This is a genomic window from Neorhizobium tomejilense (assembly GCF_964254135.1).
Taxonomy (GTDB): Bacteria; Pseudomonadota; Alphaproteobacteria; order Rhizobiales; family Rhizobiaceae; genus Neorhizobium; species Neorhizobium tomejilense.
Genome location: NZ_CAXUSO020000001.1, coordinates 4,188,219 through 4,203,175, shown reverse-complemented (window position 1 = coordinate 4,203,175; position 14,957 = coordinate 4,188,219). Strand labels below are relative to the sequence as shown.

15 protein-coding genes are annotated in these 14,957 nt (G+C 62.8%); 3 read left to right on the top strand and 12 right to left on the bottom strand.

What is annotated here, in order from left to right; genetic code table 11:
- Positions 1-41: 41 nt before the first annotated feature.
- The 4 genes from ccoS to ccoG are packed head-to-tail and all read right to left on the bottom strand — an operon-like array spanning position 42 to position 4,565.
- Entirely contained in the window at positions 42-188 is a 147-nt protein-coding gene (ccoS, locus tag ACSQ3G_RS20660) for a cbb3-type cytochrome oxidase assembly protein CcoS (RefSeq protein ID WP_046633456.1), read from the bottom strand.
- A complete protein-coding gene (locus ACSQ3G_RS20655) occupies positions 185-2,482 on the bottom strand; it encodes a cation-translocating P-type ATPase (RefSeq protein ID WP_436111360.1) in 2,298 nt (765 codons plus the stop codon). Before ACSQ3G_RS20655 ends, ccoS begins: the two co-directional genes overlap by 4 nt.
- The gene (locus tag ACSQ3G_RS20650; RefSeq protein ID WP_436111359.1) at positions 2,479-2,988 is read right to left on the bottom strand and encodes a FixH family protein; all 510 of its coding nucleotides are present in this window, start codon (positions 2,986-2,988) and stop codon (positions 2,479-2,481) included. Before ACSQ3G_RS20650 ends, ACSQ3G_RS20655 begins: the two co-directional genes overlap by 4 nt.
- Positions 2,985-4,565 carry a cytochrome c oxidase accessory protein CcoG gene (ccoG, locus tag ACSQ3G_RS20645; protein ID WP_436111358.1) on the bottom strand — a complete coding sequence of 527 codons (1,581 nt, stop codon included), beginning with the start codon at positions 4,563-4,565 and terminating at the stop codon, positions 2,985-2,987. Before ccoG ends, ACSQ3G_RS20650 begins: the two co-directional genes overlap by 4 nt.
- 142 nt (positions 4,566-4,707) lie before the next feature.
- Here ccoG and ACSQ3G_RS20640 point away from each other — a divergent pair, with 142 nt between their 5' ends.
- Both ACSQ3G_RS20640 and ACSQ3G_RS20635 read left to right on the top strand, forming a co-directional pair.
- Positions 4,708-4,995: a hypothetical protein gene (locus ACSQ3G_RS20640; RefSeq protein WP_172723881.1), complete on the top strand. Its 288-nt coding sequence runs from the start codon at positions 4,708-4,710 to the stop codon at positions 4,993-4,995.
- The gene (locus tag ACSQ3G_RS20635) at positions 4,985-5,401 is read left to right on the top strand and encodes a type II toxin-antitoxin system VapC family toxin (RefSeq protein WP_436111357.1); all 417 of its coding nucleotides are present in this window, start codon (positions 4,985-4,987) and stop codon (positions 5,399-5,401) included. The genes ACSQ3G_RS20640 and ACSQ3G_RS20635 overlap by 11 nt, the downstream gene beginning before the upstream one ends.
- Here the strand turns inward: ACSQ3G_RS20635 and ccoP are convergent, their stop codons facing one another.
- The 8 genes from ccoP to ACSQ3G_RS20595 all read right to left on the bottom strand — a co-directional run bounded on the left by ccoP (position 5,402) and on the right by ACSQ3G_RS20595 (position 12,764).
- Positions 5,402-6,265, bottom strand: coding sequence for a cytochrome-c oxidase, cbb3-type subunit III (gene ccoP / locus ACSQ3G_RS20630; RefSeq protein WP_436111755.1), 864 nt, complete (start codon positions 6,263-6,265; stop codon positions 5,402-5,404).
- A gap of 17 nt (positions 6,266-6,282) precedes the next feature.
- On the bottom strand, positions 6,283-6,435 hold the full coding sequence (locus tag ACSQ3G_RS20625) for a CcoQ/FixQ family Cbb3-type cytochrome c oxidase assembly chaperone (RefSeq protein ID WP_007762698.1): 153 nt from the start codon (positions 6,433-6,435) through the stop codon (positions 6,283-6,285).
- Positions 6,436-6,447: 12 nt separating this feature from the next.
- Entirely contained in the window at positions 6,448-7,179 is a 732-nt protein-coding gene (gene ccoO, locus ACSQ3G_RS20620; protein WP_436111356.1) for a cytochrome-c oxidase, cbb3-type subunit II, read from the bottom strand.
- 14 nt (positions 7,180-7,193) lie between these two features.
- On the bottom strand, positions 7,194-8,819 hold the full coding sequence (ccoN, locus tag ACSQ3G_RS20615) for a cytochrome-c oxidase, cbb3-type subunit I (protein WP_436111355.1): 1,626 nt from the start codon (positions 8,817-8,819) through the stop codon (positions 7,194-7,196).
- 136 nt (positions 8,820-8,955) lie between these two features.
- The gene (locus tag ACSQ3G_RS20610; protein ID WP_436111354.1) at positions 8,956-10,014 is read right to left on the bottom strand and encodes an ABC transporter ATP-binding protein; all 1,059 of its coding nucleotides are present in this window, start codon (positions 10,012-10,014) and stop codon (positions 8,956-8,958) included.
- Positions 10,015-10,020: 6 nt separating this feature from the next.
- Positions 10,021-10,812 (bottom strand): ABC transporter permease, encoded by a 792-nt coding sequence (locus tag ACSQ3G_RS20605; protein WP_037086550.1) that lies wholly within the window; start codon positions 10,810-10,812, stop codon positions 10,021-10,023.
- Entirely contained in the window at positions 10,809-11,633 is an 825-nt protein-coding gene (locus ACSQ3G_RS20600) for an ABC transporter permease (protein WP_105416787.1), read from the bottom strand. The genes ACSQ3G_RS20605 and ACSQ3G_RS20600 overlap by 4 nt, the downstream gene beginning before the upstream one ends.
- A gap of 90 nt (positions 11,634-11,723) precedes the next feature.
- Positions 11,724-12,764, bottom strand: a complete 1,041-nt coding sequence (locus tag ACSQ3G_RS20595; protein ID WP_105416785.1) for an ABC transporter substrate-binding protein — start codon at positions 12,762-12,764, stop codon at positions 11,724-11,726.
- A 267-nt stretch (positions 12,765-13,031) separates the two neighbouring features.
- Between ACSQ3G_RS20595 and ACSQ3G_RS20590 the strand changes: the two genes are divergently transcribed.
- On the top strand, positions 13,032-14,906 hold the full coding sequence (locus tag ACSQ3G_RS20590; protein WP_436111353.1) for an adenine deaminase: 1,875 nt from the start codon (positions 13,032-13,034) through the stop codon (positions 14,904-14,906).
- The last annotated feature ends 51 nt before the right edge of the window (positions 14,907-14,957 follow it).

Sequence of the window (14,957 nt, the reverse complement as noted above, 5' to 3'; positions counted from 1 at the left end):
GGCACCCCCATCGGGGCCTGCGCTTGTCCAAGATTCCTGGTTCATTCCGGCGGGTCGTCCCGAAGCACGCGCCAGGAGGCGCCTTCGAGATCGTCGTACTGGCCGCTCTTCAGCGACCACAGAAAGGCGAAGAGGCCGAGACCGCCGAGGAAAAGTGCGATCGGGATGAGATAGATCAGCATGTTCATGCGACGCGGGCCTCACCGGGAGGGGTTTTTGCTCGGCCGTGGCTCTCCGCCGCCGCTTCGGCCTCGGCGGCGCTTCGCGATCCGCTGAGCCGCAGCGCGTTGGCGACGACGATGATCGACGACGTGGACATGGCAACGGCGGCAATCAGCGGCGTCGCATAACCGGCAAGCGCGATCGGCACGGCGATGACATTGTAGCCGATGGCGAGCGCAAAATTCTCGCGGATCAACCGGCCGGCGCGCCGCGAGATATCGATCGCCAGCGGCACCGCTTCGAGGCTGTCGCGCATGAATACGAAGTCGGCGGCCTGACGGCCGACGTCCGCCGCTGTCGCCGGCGCGATCGAAACATGCGCTGCGGCGAGCGCCGGGGCATCGTTGATGCCGTCACCGACCATCAGCACCTTGCGGCCACTTGCTTCGAGCGAGGTGCAGAACTCCGCCTTCTGTCTCGGCGAAAGCTCCGCCTGCCAATGTTCGAGGCCGAGGCGGATGGCGAGATCGGCAACCACCCGGCGCCGGTCACCCGATAGTATGCCCGTCTCGAAACCGCTGGCTGCGAGGGATGCCGTGGCGGTCAGGGCGCCGGGGCGGAGCGAATCATCGAACCGGAAGGTGGCGATCTCCCTGGCGTCGAGCGAGAGAACCGTTTCCGTCACGCTATTGCCCGGGCTTCCGTCGTCCGGCACTGACAGAGCGAAGCGGCGGTTGCCGAGACGGTAGACGCCGGCGGGTGTCACCGCTTCGAGGCCTAGGCCCGGGATTTCGGTGACGGTCTCGAAGACCGCGACCGGGCCGGATACCACCATCGCCAGCGCCTGGGAGAGAGGGTGGCGCGAATGGGCGGCGAGGCCGGCGGCCAAGGCGAGCTGCTTCCTGTCGAACCGCTCGACATCCAGCAGCCGCGGCCGGCCGAGGGTCAGCGTGCCGGTCTTGTCAAACAGCACCGTGTCGATTTCGGCAAGCCGTTCCATGGCCGAACCGTCCTTGACCATGATGCCGTTCCGGAACAGCCGGCCGGCCGCGACCACCTGCACCACGGGCACGGCGAGGCCGAGCGCACAGGGGCAGGTGATGATCAGCACGGCGATTGCCACCAGCATCGCGTGTTTCCAGTCGCCGCCGATGAAACCCCAGGCAAGAAAGGCGGCGAGCGCCAGAAAATGGACGGCCGGAGAATAATATTGCGCTGCACGATCGGCGATCCGGCGATAGCGCGCCCGTCCACCTTCGGCCGCCTCCATTAGCGAAATGACTTCGGACAGGAAGGAATCCCTCGCCGCGGCCGTCGCTCTCAGCACCAGCGAGCCGGTGAGGTTGAGCGTTCCTGCCTGTATCATATCTCCGGCACGGACCGGCCTCGGCGCGCTTTCGCCGTTGACGATCGAGAGGTCGATATCGCTTGCGCCGCTCTCGACGAGCCCATCGACCGGCACCCGCTCACCGGCCGCAATCGCCACCCGGTCGCCCGGCCGTATTTCGTCCACCGGGCGATAGTCGCGCGAGCCGTCCGCACCGATAATCGTGGCGCCGCGGGGCGACAGGCGTGCAAGGCCGCTGATCGCAGCCCGCGCCCGGTCGCGCATGACATGGTCGAGCGTGCGGCCGATCAGCAGGAAGAACAACAGCGACACCGTCGCATCGAACCAGGCATGTTGGCCGTGATGCATGGTTTCCCAGAGCGACACCGCATAGGAAAGCGTTATGGCGAGCGCGATCGGCACGTCCATGTTGGTGCGGCGGCGACGCAGCGCGGTCCAGGCCGACTGATAGAAGAAACGGCCGCCATAGATCAGCGCCGGCGCGGCGATCAGAGCCGATATCCAATGGAACATGTCGCGTGTCGAGGCGTCGGCGCCCGACCATACCGAAACCGACAGCAGCATGATGTTTGCCGCCGCAAAACCGCAGAGCGCGACGGCGCGGATAAGGTCGCGCTGCAGCTTTTCGCCGACCTCCTCGGCATTCGAGAAAAGATGCGCATCGTAGCCGGTGGCGCCGACGATCGCCTTGACCAGCTCGACCGGATCCGTGTCGACATCATCTCCGGCCTTTTCCCGCCAGACGATCGAGACGCGTTTGGTGGAGAGATTGACCCGTGCCCGCTCTACCGACGGCAGCGCGTTGAGTGCCTTTTCGATCGTCGCGATGCAGGTGCCGCAATGGACCTGCGGAACGCTGAGATCGGTCTGGCGCAGGCCAGGAGAAATCGACCGGCTGGACAGCGTCAGCTCCTCGGAGGACGGAAGCGGATGGTCCGAATAGCCTTCGGCTCCGGGCGCGCAGCAGCTCATTCCGCCCCCCTCAAAACCGAGATGCGTTCGGCCTGATGCAGGATGCGCTTGCCGTTCCGGATGGCGCTCGCATCAACGATCCATTGGCCGGGCAGGATTTCATGGGTGGCCACGAATATCCCCTGGCCGACGGGAACGAGGTCGAGTTTGAAATCCTGATGTTCGCCGACCGGACGCTTGAACTTCAGCGTCAGCGCATCAGCCGCGATCGGCCCGTTCTTCGGGTGGAAGACCTCATAACGGATATTGGAGCCGTTGACGGTGATGCGGCCGGTGACGCCGGTCGCCGTCAACGTCCTCGCCTCGGCCGCCTTGCCGTTGAACTGCTGGCTGGCGACATAGGTGTTTTCCGCCACCAGCCCGCTCCAGCTGGTGACCGCGTTATAGGCCATGTAGAAATTGACCGAGATGATGGTGCCGAAAAAGAGCACCAGCACGCCGACCATGTGCCAGCCGGTGAAGACGAAGGGTTTTGCAGGGATCGCGTTCATTTTCGTCGGGCTCATTTCCTGGCTCCCGGTGTGTTGAAGACGGCTGAATAGCTGTCCTTTTCGTGGCTCGACCGGTCCTCGGCGATGAAGTGGAAATCGACGGCCTCGGAGGAAACGGCATCCTTGGGCAGGGTCACGAAAACCTTCAAGGCAAGCGTCTTGTCGGGCTCCACCTGCACCGCGAAGAGGCGGCCCGGTACGTCCGTGACGCCGGATATCTTCATCGTCGCTTCGGGCAGGCCCTCCATCGAGACCATGATCGTGCGCGGCTCCGGGATCATGTTGAGCAGCCGGATCGTGTAGCCGTTGCGGATGGAACCGTCCGATTCCAGCACGAATTGCGGGTTGCGATCATGGAGCACGTTGACCTCCAGCCGGTCGCGCGCGAGAAGCGCGAAGACGAGGCCGAGACCGACGGCCGACCAGACGCCGAAATAGATCAGCGTGCGGAGCCTGAAGATCACCCTCCAGTCGAAGTGGCGGACCTTGTCGATGAAGGAACCGTCCGGATTGCGCACCCGTGCCGGTTCGATCGCGGTCGTGCTGCCGTTTGTCGCAAGCGCCATGTTCGTCTCGTATTCGTCGAGTGTCGCATAAGCGATCAGGCCGCGCGGCTTGCCGATCTTGTCCATCACGCCGTCGCAGGCATCGATACAGAGGGCGCAGGTGATGCAAGCCATCTGCTGGCCTTCGCGGATGTCGATGCCCATTGGACAGACCGCCACGCAGGCGTTGCAATCGACGCAATCGCCGACCGGCTGGCCGGCTGCTGCCGCCTTCTTGGCATGGCGGCTGCGCGGCTCGCCGCGCCAGTCGTTATAAGTGACGACCAGCGAGCTCTCGTCCAGCATGGCGGCCTGGATGCGCGGCCAGGGGCACATGTAGATGCAGACCTGTTCGCGCAGCAGTCCGCCGAGCACGTAGGTCGTGGCCGTCAGGGTGGCGACGGTCGAATAGGCGATGAGTGCCGCCTGGCCGGTGACGAAATCGAAGGCGAGCGAGGGCGCGTCGGCGAAATAGAAGATCCAGGCGCCGCCGGTCGCGACCGCGATCGTCAGCCAGGTGGCGTGTTTGGCCACGCGCTTCCAGAGCTTGTCGAGGCTCCAGGGCGCGGCGTCGAGCTTGATGCGGGCATTGCGGTCGCCTTCGATGAAGCGCTCGACGACCAGAAAAAGATCAACCCAGACCGTCTGCGGACAGGCATAACCGCACCAGGCGCGACCGACGGCCGAGGTCACCAGGAAAAGGCCGAAACCGGCCATGACCAGAAGCCCGGCGACGTAGAAGAATTCCTGCGGCCAGATCTCGATGAAGAAGAAATAAAAACGGCGGCTGGCAAGATCGACGAGCACCGCCTGATCGGGCGCGAAGGGACCGCGGTCCCAGCGGATCCAGGGAGTGAGGTAATAGATGCCGAGGGTTATCAGCATCACCAGCCATTTGAAGCGACGGAAGCGCCCTTCGGCCCTTTTGGGAAATATCTTCTTGCGCTTCTCGTAAAGCGGCTTGCCCGGCGAATGCACGGGCTGGACATCGATGCGCTCAACGGAAGAACCGTTCTGCTGCAGATGGGAGGCGGTGTAGAGATTCATTGGCCGATCCTTTGTGGCCGTAGTCTCGCACCGGGGCGAGCAATCTCCCTTGACTAAAGTCAACGGGCGAAGGCAGCAGACCGCGACATTCTGGCGGGGACGTGCAAAATGCACTATTCTTCACCGCAACCGGGAGAAGACCATGGGCCTGCATAAGCTGGAAATCGAGGTGGATGACGAGATGCTGTCGCGGATTGATGCCGCCGCCGCTCGTATCAATCGTTCACGTGCAGAGGTCGTCGTCGATAAGCTGAAGGATCTTCCCCCAGCCGTCGTCGACGCGCCGGATCGGCCGGAGATAGAGAGACGGCGGGCTTTCCTCCGTGAAATGTCTGCGCGGATCGATGCGCTGGGACGTCCTGGCCGATCCGCGGAAGAGATCGATCGCCAAATCCGCGAATTCCGCGAAGATCGTCAATATGACCGGTAAGGTCTATGTCGACAGCAATGTCCTGATCTACTACGTCGATGGTTTGCCCGCGTTCAAATCCCTGGCTGAAAACGCCGTGATGGCCTTCATCGGAAGTGAATGGAGGTTATTTTCCAGCGAGATCACGTTCGGTGAATGCCTACGCGGGGTACCTCGCGATGCTCCGGATGTTTCGGCTGTTTTCCTCGCCATTTTGAGCAACGCTGAGTTTATCTCACTCGAACCCGTCAGTCTTGCTCTCATCAAACGCGCCGCCGCCCTCGGCGCCGAACTCAACATGAAGCTCATTGATGCCATCCACGTCGCCACCGCCGAAGCTCTCGGATGCGACGTCTTCCTGACGAACGACCGGGGCATTCGCGCCCCGGCCGGTATCGAGCTGCGGTATCTGTCGGCGGAAGCCTGATCATTCCCCGCCGCCGAGCGAGTGAATGTAGACGGCGAGCTGCTTGACGGCGACGTCTCCGAGGCGGGCTCCCCAGGCCGGCATCACGCCGTGTTTCGGGGCCTGGATCTGCCTGGCAATCTCCGCCTCGCCGCGGGCCTTCAGCCAGATCGCGTCGGCAAGGCTCGGCCCGCCAAGGTCGCGGTTGCCCTCGGCCTTCTCACCATGACACGAGACACAGTTGTCGATGAAGAGCTGTTTTCCGGGCTCGACCATCGCTGAATCGCGCGGGGTTCCGGTGAGGCTCACCACGTAGGCGGCGACCTGGCGCACCTCGTCCGGCTTCAGCATATCCGTAAAGGCCGGCATTTCCGAAATGCGGGTCTCGCCGTCGGCGGGATCGCGGATGCCATGGGCGATCGTCTGATAAAGAGCGTTGACATCGCCGCCCCACAGCCAATCGTTGTCGTTGAGATTGGGGTAGCCCTGCCCGCCGGCGGCACCCGTGCCGTGGCACGGGGTGCAGTTGACGCGGAAGGCGGCCGCGCCGCCTGCGGTTGCGAACTGGCTAAGCTGGGGGTCGGCGACAATCTCTTCCAGCGACGAACTGGAGATTTTCTCCAGGATCCCGCCTTGGGCGATCTTGGCACCATCGAGATCTGCCGCAAGCTCGGCACGGCTCGAATATCCGAGCAGGCCTTTCGTCGCGTCGGTCAGGAGCGGAATGGAAGGGTAGGCGATCGCATAACCGACCGACCACAGGATGCAGGCATAGAAGGTCCAGAGCCACCAGCGCGGCAGCGGATTGTTGAGCTCGCGAATGCCGTCCCACTCGTGGCCGGTGGTCTCAACACCGCTCAATTGGTCGATATGTTTTTCCGCCATATGTTTTTCTGGCATGTTCAATCCTCCTTCAGAGGGATCCGGGCGGCCTCGTCTGCAGAGGCTTTCGCGCCGGGGCGCAAGGTGAAGACGAGAACGCCGAGGAAGAACAGGGTCATGGCAAGCAGACCCCAGCTATCGGCGAAGTGGCGCATGGCCGTGTAGAATTCCATGAGCTTGCTCCTTCAGCGGTAGCCGGCAGCGTCGTCATAAGTCGAGAAATCGACCAGCGTGCCGAGCATCTGCAGATAGGCGACCAGCGCATCCATCTCCGTGAGGCTCTGGGCATTGCCGTCGAAATCGCCGACCTTGGCCTTGGGATAGCGGGCGAGCAGGCCGGACGTGTCGGCGTTCGGATCGGCCTGGGCCGAAAGATCCGCCTTGGCGCTCGCTATCATTTCGTCCGAATAGGGGACGCCGACCGCGCGGTTCGCCTTCAGCTCCATGGAGACGTCGGTGATCTTGAGCGGTGTCTCCTTGAGGAAGGCGTAGCTCGGCATCACCGATTCCGGCACGACGTCGCGCGGTTCGATCAGGTGCTGGACGTGCCATTCGTTCGAATAGCGGTCGCCGACGCGGGCGAGATCGGGGCCTGTGCGCTTCGATCCCCACTGGAACGGATGGTCGTACATGGATTCAGCCGCCAGGCTGTAGTGACCGTAGCGCTCCACCTCGTCGCGGAAGGGGCGGATCATCTGGCTATGGCAGACATAACAGCCTTCGCGAAGGTAGATGTCGCGCCCGGCCAACTCGAGCGGCGAATAGGGCCGCATGCCTTCCACCTTCTCGATGGTGTTTTCGAGATAGAAGAGCGGTGCGATTTCCACGATGCCGCCGATCGAGACGACGAGCAGCGAGCCGACCAGGAGCAGGGTCGCGTTGCGTTCGATGTAGTGATGTTTGTCGAGAATGGACATGAATGGTTCCCTCCTTATTCGGCCGGCTGGAGAGCGGCGGGGGAAGCACCACCCCGAACCCGCTCCTGCCGTTGGTAACCGAGGATGGTCATGGTGACGTTGAAGGCCATGATGAGCCCGCCTGCGAGGTACATGGCACCGCCCACCGCACGCAGCAGGTAGTAGGGGAACATGGCCGCGACCGTTTCGGCGAAGGAATAGACCAGGAAGCCCTGGCTGTCGTATTCGCGCCACATCAGGCCCTGCTGGACGCCGGCGACCCACATGACGGCTGCGTAGACGACGATGCCGAGGGTGGCGAGCCAGAAGTGCCAGTTGACGAGGTCGAGACTGTAGAGGCGCTCGCGGTTCCAGAGCTTGGGCGTCATGTAATAGACTGCGCCGAAGGTGATCATGCCGACCCAGCCGAGTGCACCGGAATGCACATGGCCGATCGTCCAGTCCGTATAGTGACTGAGCGAGTTGACCGCCTTGATCGACATCATCGGACCTTCGAAGGTCGACATGCCGTAGAAGGCAATGGCGATGATCATCATGCGGACGATCGGATCGGTGCGGATCTTGTCCCAGGCGCCCGAGAGCGTCATCAGGCCGTTGATCATGCCGCCCCAGGAAGGCATCCAGAGCATGATCGAGAAGACCATGCCAAGCGTCTGGGCCCAATCGGGCAGCGCCGTATAGTGCAGGTGATGCGGGCCGGCCCAGATATAGAGGAAGATCAGCGCCCAGAAGTGGATGATCGACAGCCGGTAGGAATAGACCGGGCGATTGACCTGCTTCGGCACGAAATAATACATCATGCCGAGGAAGCCGGCGGTCAGGAAGAAACCGACCGCGTTATGTCCGTACCACCACTGGGTCAGCGCATCCTGGACGCCCGAAAAGGCCGAGTAGCTCTTCACGCCGAGGAAGGAGACCGGGACCGCCAGGTTGTTCACCACGTGCAGCATGGCGATGGTTACGATGAAGGCGAGATAGAACCAGTTCGCCACATAGATATGCGGCTCCTTGCGCTTCAGGATCGTACCGAGGAACACGGCGAGATAGGCGACCCAGACGACCGTCAGGAAGAGGTCCACATACCATTCCGGCTCGGCATATTCGCGCGACTGCGTGATGCCGAGCAGATAGCCAGTCGCTGCCATGACGATGAAAAGCTGATAACCCCAGAACACGTACCAAGCGAGATTGCCGCCGAAAAGGCGGGCGCGACAGGTGCGCTGAACCACATAAAACGACGTGGTGATCAGTGCATTGCCGCCGAAGGCAAAGACGACGCCCGATGTGTGCAGCGGTCGCAGGCGGCCGAAATTGAACCAGGGTTCGATGTTCAGGTCCGGAAAGGCAAGCTGGAGTGCGATGACGACACCGACCAGGAAACCGACGACACCCCAGAAAACCGTGGCGATGGTGCCGTATTTCACCACCTCGTCGAAATATTCGGATTTTGACGACAGGCTTATCGCGGGCGGCTGCGGCGCGAAGGAGATCCTGCGCATCAAGACGGTCGTGCTGATCAGCAGCACGAAGAACAGGACCCACATATGGGCCGCAAACAGGCTGTCATGGGTGTAGGCGGCCGCGAGCAACGCCAGGAAGGTGCCGATCGACAGCCAGAGTGTTTCTGAGACGTAATTCATGGTCTTTGGCCTCACAGCGCAAATACGCTGCCGGTTGAAGGATTGTGACCATGATGTGCTGACATACGGGCCGCTTCGGGGGTTTGACCTGCGTCAACGCCCCCGGCAAACGGCCCGTTCGTGTTCTATTTCGGGTTCAGTTTTCCGGATCGAGGATGCAGCACTGCTCCGGCAGCGGCGTGAGCACCGCCGGGGCACCGGCATCCAACGGGTCGGAAAGCGGGCCGTTGGCGGTGATTTCGCCCGCGGCCGTTTCGCATTTGTATTGATAGGCGCGACCGAGATAGGTGCGCGTCCCGAGGACTGCCGGGATGCCTTCGCCCTCGCGGCGGACCGCAAGCCCGTCGGCGCGGCAGGCCAGAATGAAATCGTCCTTGATCGGGCCAAACAGATCCTGGGAAAGGTGAAGCCGCGTGCCGCCGGTCGCCTCGGCGGTGATGATTGCCGCTTGGCGATCGACGACCTTCATGCGGATCAGGTTCTCGAAGCCGACGAAGCGGGCGACGAAGGCGTTGGCCGGCTTCTGGTAGAGCACTTCCGGCGTATCGAGCTGCAGGATACGGCCGGCATTCATGATAGCGACGCGGTCGGAGATCGAAAACGCCTCTTCCTGATCGTGGGTGACGTAGAGCGAGGTCGTGCCGTTGGCGCGCTGCAGCTGGCGGATTTCGACGCGCATGTCGATCCTGAGCTTGGCATCGAGGTTGGAGAGCGGCTCGTCGAACATCAGGAGCGGCGGCTCGATGACGAGAGCTCGGGCAAGCGCGACGCGCTGTTTCTGGCCGCCGGACAGCGCTGCCGGCAGGCGGTCGGCGAGCGGGGCAAGGCCGACGCGTTCCAGCATCGCCATCGCCCGCCTGGTCCGGTCCGGCTTGGCGAGGCCACGCTGCTTCAGGCCGAAGGCGACATTGTCGAGCACGGTCAGGTGCGGGAAAAGCGCATAGTTCTGGAAGACGAGACCGATATTGCGGGTATGGGCCGGCAGCGTCGTCAGATCGCGGTCGCCAAGCCTGATCCGGCCGCTGGTCGGCTGCAGGAAGCCCGCCACCAGGCGCAGCGTCGTCGTCTTGCCGCAGCCGCTGGAGCCGAGCAGCGACACCAGTTCGCCGGCCGCAACGGAGATCGACAGGTCTTTCAGAACCTGCGTGGTTCCGTAGTGGGCGGAGAGGTTTTCGATGGTCAGGGATACGGTCACGGTAACCTACTTGGTGAGGAATGTGAGGCCGAGCGTCGCTTCGACGATCGCCATGACGCCGACGGTCACCAGCATCAGGAGCACGGAAACGGAAGCGATCGTCGGGTCGAAGAACTGCTCCATATGCGCGAGAATCTGGATCGGCAGCGTCGAGATGCCCGGGCCGGTCAGGAAGACCGACACCGACACGTCGTTGATGGAGGTGATGAAGGCGAGGATAAAGGCGGCAATGACGCCGGCGCGGATGTTCGGCAGCACCACAGTCATGAAGGTTTTGAGCGGCGGGCAGCCGAGGCTTCTCGCGGCCTCCTCGATCGAGAAATCGAAGGAGGCGAGGCTGGCGCCGACGACGCGCACCGAATAGGGCAGGATCAGCAGAGCATGGCCGACGACGAGGCTGATGAAAACCGGCAGGCCGAGGCCTATCGTGATCGACTTCAGGAGCGCGAAGCCGAAGACGATTTCCGGCACCAGGATCGGCAACACGAACAGTGTCGAGAGCCAGCGTGGCAGCTCGACCCGATAGCGATTGAGTGCGTAAGCGGCCGGAATGCCGATCAGCAGCGACAGGCCGGTGCCGAGAAGCGCCACCTGCAGGCTGGTGATCGCCGTGCGGCGGAAGGCCTCCATCTGGAAGATGTTGGCGAACCAGCGCAGCGTCAGCCCCTGCGGCGGGAAGGTGAGGAATGTCGTGTCGCTGAGGGCCGAGCCGACGATGATTACCAGAGGCGCGAGCAGGAAGAAGAAGACGAGAATGGCGAAAGCGCCGAGAAGGGGGTGAATACGCGTCGCCATCAGACCGCCATCGGGTTGAGCCGGCGTGCCATGCGGCTCATGATGAGCACGACGCCGATGGTTATGACCACCATGATGGCGGCGATCGTCGAAGCGCCGACCCAGTCGAAGGTCACCATGGCGCGCTGGTAGAGGAAGGTGCCCATCATCATCTGCTTTTCGCCCCCGAGGAGCTGGGGGGTCGCATAGGAGGTGAAGCTGCCGGTAAAGACCAGCACCGCGCCGACGATGAGGCCGGGGGCTGCAAGCGGCAGGATGACCTGAAGGAAGGTCGGGACCGGCCTTGCGCCGAGCGAGGCGGCGGCCTCGATCAGGTCACGCGGGATCCCCTCCAGCACCCCGACCAGCGTCAGGATCATCAGCGGCACGAACAGATAGACCATCGCGACGATGACGGAGCCTTGGGTGTAAAGCATCGACAGGGGCTCGCCGATCAGCCCGACCGACATCAGGGCATTGTTGATGATGCCGTTCTTGCCGAGGATGATCAGCCAGGCGAAGGAGCGGACGACGACGCCGGTCAGCAACGGAAAGACCGCGGCGACGATCATGATGCTCTTCAGACGTCCCGGCATCTGGGCGATGACATATGCGGTGATGAAGCCGACCACGAGCGCGATGCCCGTGGTGATCAGGGCGACCTGAAGGGTTCGGTAGAGGACGGCCATGCGAAAGCCGCTCTTGAAGAAGGCCATATAGGTGGAAAACGGACCGGCCGCCTCGCCGAATGTGGTGGCGATCGTCAGCACGACGGGGATGACCAGAAGCAGGACGACGGCGATCGTCGCCGGCATCGTCAAACCCCATCTGGCAAGCTTGTTCATCGACAGTCTTTCTCAAAGGCAGGAGCGCCGCGTTGGTGGCGGCGCTCCGTTCTCAATGCAAACATATCACCAGTCAGGCGACGTCCGGGACTACTTGCCGAAAACCTCGTTCCAGCGGTCGATCCAGTCGGTCTTGGCGGCGTTCATCTTGGCGTAGTCGATGCGGGTCAGGCTGGAAACCTGATCGGCGCCATAGGTCCAGATCTTCGCCTGGTCCGGGGTGAGCTGGACCTTGGTGGAGATCGGCGCATCGACGCCCTGCTCGGCTTCCTTCTGCTGCACGTCCTTCGACAGGATGAAGTTGATGAACTGGTGGGCCAGTTCGGCGTTTGTCGAACCCTTCGGGATGTTGACCGTGTTCAGCGTGGCGATATCGCCGTCCTTGAGCTTTGCCCAGGTCATGGTCTTCACCGCGGCCTGCATCGAGGCGAGCGTGAAGTCCTGGCCGATTGCGACGCGCACTTCGCCGGTCGAGATCAGGTTCACCAGTTCGGAACCGGTATTGTAGTTCTTGACCACGTTCGGCTTCAGGGCTTCGACGGCTTCGAACGCCTTGTCGGTGCCGGTATAGGGATCTACGCCGGCATGTTTGCCGGCCTGCACCACGACCATCGGGCCGGCCGTGGTGGTGATGCCCGGAAGCGAAACCGAGCCCTTCAGGTCTGGACGCCACAGATCGCTCCAGGAGGTGATCGGAGGGTTGACCTTGGCCGAGTCGTAAACGAGGCCGATGCGGCCGATCGTATAGGCCGGGCCGTATTTGCCCTGCGGCGCGCGGCCGAGTTCGTAGATCTCGGAGAGGTTCGGGATCTTCGCCGGGTCGACCGGCTGGAACAGGCCCTGCTCGATGCCGAGCTGCGAAAAGCTGTCGGTCAGGTAGATGACATCGACGCCCTTGCCGTCACGCAGCTTCAGCTTGTTGAGGCGGTCGGCATTGTTGCCGGTTTCGAAAACGATGTCGCAGCCGCAGATCTTCTTGAACGGATCGATGATGTTGGCGGTCATCTTCTCGCCGTTGTAGCCCCACCACGAGATGGTGAGCGTCTTCGACTGGGCGCTTGCCGTTGCTGTGCCGCCGAGCGTCGCCAGGAGAGCAAGAGTTGCCAATTGGGTGAAACGAATGGCCTTCATGAGGCGTGTCCTTTGCGAAAGCGGCGTTGATGCTCCCCTGGGGCACCCCCGGGAATTGGGGGTGATACTATTTTTTGAACGGTCCCGCCGCAAGCCCAATTATTAGGCATAGGCCCCTGGAGAGACAAATTTCTTTAGGCTTGAACCATCCTATACCGGAGGTTGATTTCCAGCCTCAGGCGATAGCCGATGCACGGTTTGCGATGGTTTACACGTCCGGACATCGTCTTTAGGGTCCGGCGATCAGAACCGACAGGCATTCCTCCGATGACAGTTTCCGCGCGCCTCCCCGACGACCTGCTGATCAACGCGGCCGACGAAGTCCGCATCCGCCAGGACCTGGTGCTGACGGCGCTCGGCAAACGGCCTGCGGACCGGCTGCTGAGGGTTGGCAGACTGCTCGACGTCCACAGCAGGACTTGGCTCGAGGACCAGGAGATCGTCATCAAGGGACGGCGGATCGCCTATGTGGGACCGGCGGGCAGTTTTGCAGGCGAGGTGACGGAACGTAGCCACGAACCCGATCTCTCGGCTGTTCCGGGTTTCGGCGAGGCGCACAAGCATATCGAGAGCTCGCACCTGACGCCGGAATGGGAAGCGGCTCTCGTCATGCCGCACGGGGTCACCTGGACCTGCGAGGCGAGCCACGAATTCTCGAACGTCAACGGCGCGCGCAACCTGGAATTCTGGCTTGAAGCCCGCCGCCGCGGATCACCGATGAAGATCTTTCCGCTGCCGGGCTCGGCCGTGCCACCGACGGCCTATGAGTGGGGCGGCGGCTATTTCGGTTATGACGAGCAGAAGCAGTTCATGGCCGAAAGCCTGATGGTCGCCGGCCTCGACGAGGTCATGGACTGGCCGTCGATCTCCGATCCCTCAAACCCCTCCTACGACCGGCTCTGGGGCATGATCGGCGCGACTTTCGAACAGCGCGGCGTGATCGAAGGTCACGGTGCGGGCCTGCGCGACCTGGCCTCGATCAACGCGTTTGCCGCCGCGGGCCTTGCCTCCGATCACGAAGGCTGGTTCCTGGAGGAGATCTGGCAGAAGCTGCAGCACGGGCTGTTCATCGAGCTTCGGCCGCATTCGCTGCCGGAAGTGATCAAGGGGGTCATCGAAAAGAATCTCGCCGACTGGTCCCAGGTGGCTTTCGTCACCGACGACCGCAGCGCCTCCGACACGCTGAAGATGGGCGCGACGGACTACAATGTCCGCCTTGCGATCGAGAACGGCCTTTCGCCGGAAATCGCCATCCAGTGCGTGACGCTCAACCCGGCGCGGCACATGCGGCTGACGCCTTGGGTCGGGTCGATCGCACCCGGCCGTTTTGCGGATATCGTGCTCTTGGACGACGTCGAAAAGCTGTCGATCGCCAAGGTCTGGGCGGATGGCGGGCCGGTGTCAGAAGGCAAGACATTCACCGGTGCACGCCCGGTTATCGATTGGCCGGAATGGGCGACGAGAACGGTGAAGATCGACCGCCAGGTGACCGCCGCCGATTTCCGCATCGAGGCGCCGGCGGATCGCGCCACGGCGAATGCCGCCCTGCTGCGCCCTTTCCACTGGTCGGACGAATTCATCACCATGGAACTGCCGGTGAGGGACGGCGCGGTGCAACGCGACCACGACCGCAACGTCACGAAATTCTCGATCGTCGACCGGTTTTCGGGCGAGGCGAAAGTGTCAAAAATGTTCTGGCTCGGCACCGGGCCGCGCACGCCGGATACGGCGCTCGGTTCGACGCTCGGGCATGACAAGCACAATATCTGGGTGGTCGGCTCCTCGGACGAGGCGATGGCGATGGTCGCCAATGCGCTCGCCGAACAGCAGGGCGGCTGGGTTCTCGTCTCCGGCGGCAAGGTGATCGCCCGTGTCCATTACGAGGTCGGCGGGCTGATGACGGCGCGCTCGGCGGAAGAGCTCGATGCGGAAATGCAGGCGCTCTACAAGGCCGGCGAGACGATCGACTGGATGTATGAGCCGACCTTCTCACCGCGCTGGTGGCCGGGCTTCCCCGAGCGGCTGTCGTTTGCGACGCTGACCTGCTCGCCCTGGCGCTGGGTGCTGGTGGCGCCGTCGGAACGGGCGCCGGACGGGTTCGTCAACGTGCTGACCGGCGAGACGCATCCGGTCGTCTGGTAGGCCGCTCTCTTCAGCGTGACTTGAAGAGATCCGGTTGATTTGCCACAACGC

Coding starts and splice junctions, on each gene's coding strand:
- ACSQ3G_RS20650 (WP_436111359.1), bottom strand. CDS start 2,988: ATGAGCCCGACGAAAATGAACGCGATCCCTGCAAAACCCTTCGTCTTC.
- ACSQ3G_RS20600 (WP_105416787.1), bottom strand. CDS start 11,633: ATGAACAAGCTTGCCAGATGGGGTTTGACGATGCCGGCGACGATCGCC.
- ACSQ3G_RS20595 (WP_105416785.1), bottom strand. CDS start 12,764: ATGAAGGCCATTCGTTTCACCCAATTGGCAACTCTTGCTCTCCTGGCG.
- ACSQ3G_RS20625 (WP_007762698.1), bottom strand. CDS start 6,435: ATGGAATTCTACACGGCCATGCGCCACTTCGCCGATAGCTGGGGTCTG.
- ACSQ3G_RS20655 (WP_436111360.1), bottom strand. CDS start 2,482: ATGAGCTGCTGCGCGCCCGGAGCCGAAGGCTATTCGGACCATCCGCTT.
- ACSQ3G_RS20590 (WP_436111353.1), top strand. CDS start 13,032: ATGACAGTTTCCGCGCGCCTCCCCGACGACCTGCTGATCAACGCGGCC.
- ccoG (WP_436111358.1), bottom strand. CDS start 4,565: ATGAATCTCTACACCGCCTCCCATCTGCAGCAGAACGGTTCTTCCGTT.
- ccoO (WP_436111356.1), bottom strand. CDS start 7,179: ATGTCCATTCTCGACAAACATCACTACATCGAACGCAACGCGACCCTG.
- ccoN (WP_436111355.1), bottom strand. CDS start 8,819: ATGAATTACGTCTCAGAAACACTCTGGCTGTCGATCGGCACCTTCCTG.
- ACSQ3G_RS20640 (WP_172723881.1), top strand. CDS start 4,708: ATGGGCCTGCATAAGCTGGAAATCGAGGTGGATGACGAGATGCTGTCG.
- ccoS (WP_046633456.1), bottom strand. CDS start 188: ATGAACATGCTGATCTATCTCATCCCGATCGCACTTTTCCTCGGCGGT.
- ccoP (WP_436111755.1), bottom strand. CDS start 6,265: ATGGCGGAAAAACATATCGACCAATTGAGCGGTGTTGAGACCACCGGC.
- ACSQ3G_RS20635 (WP_436111357.1), top strand. CDS start 4,985: ATGACCGGTAAGGTCTATGTCGACAGCAATGTCCTGATCTACTACGTC.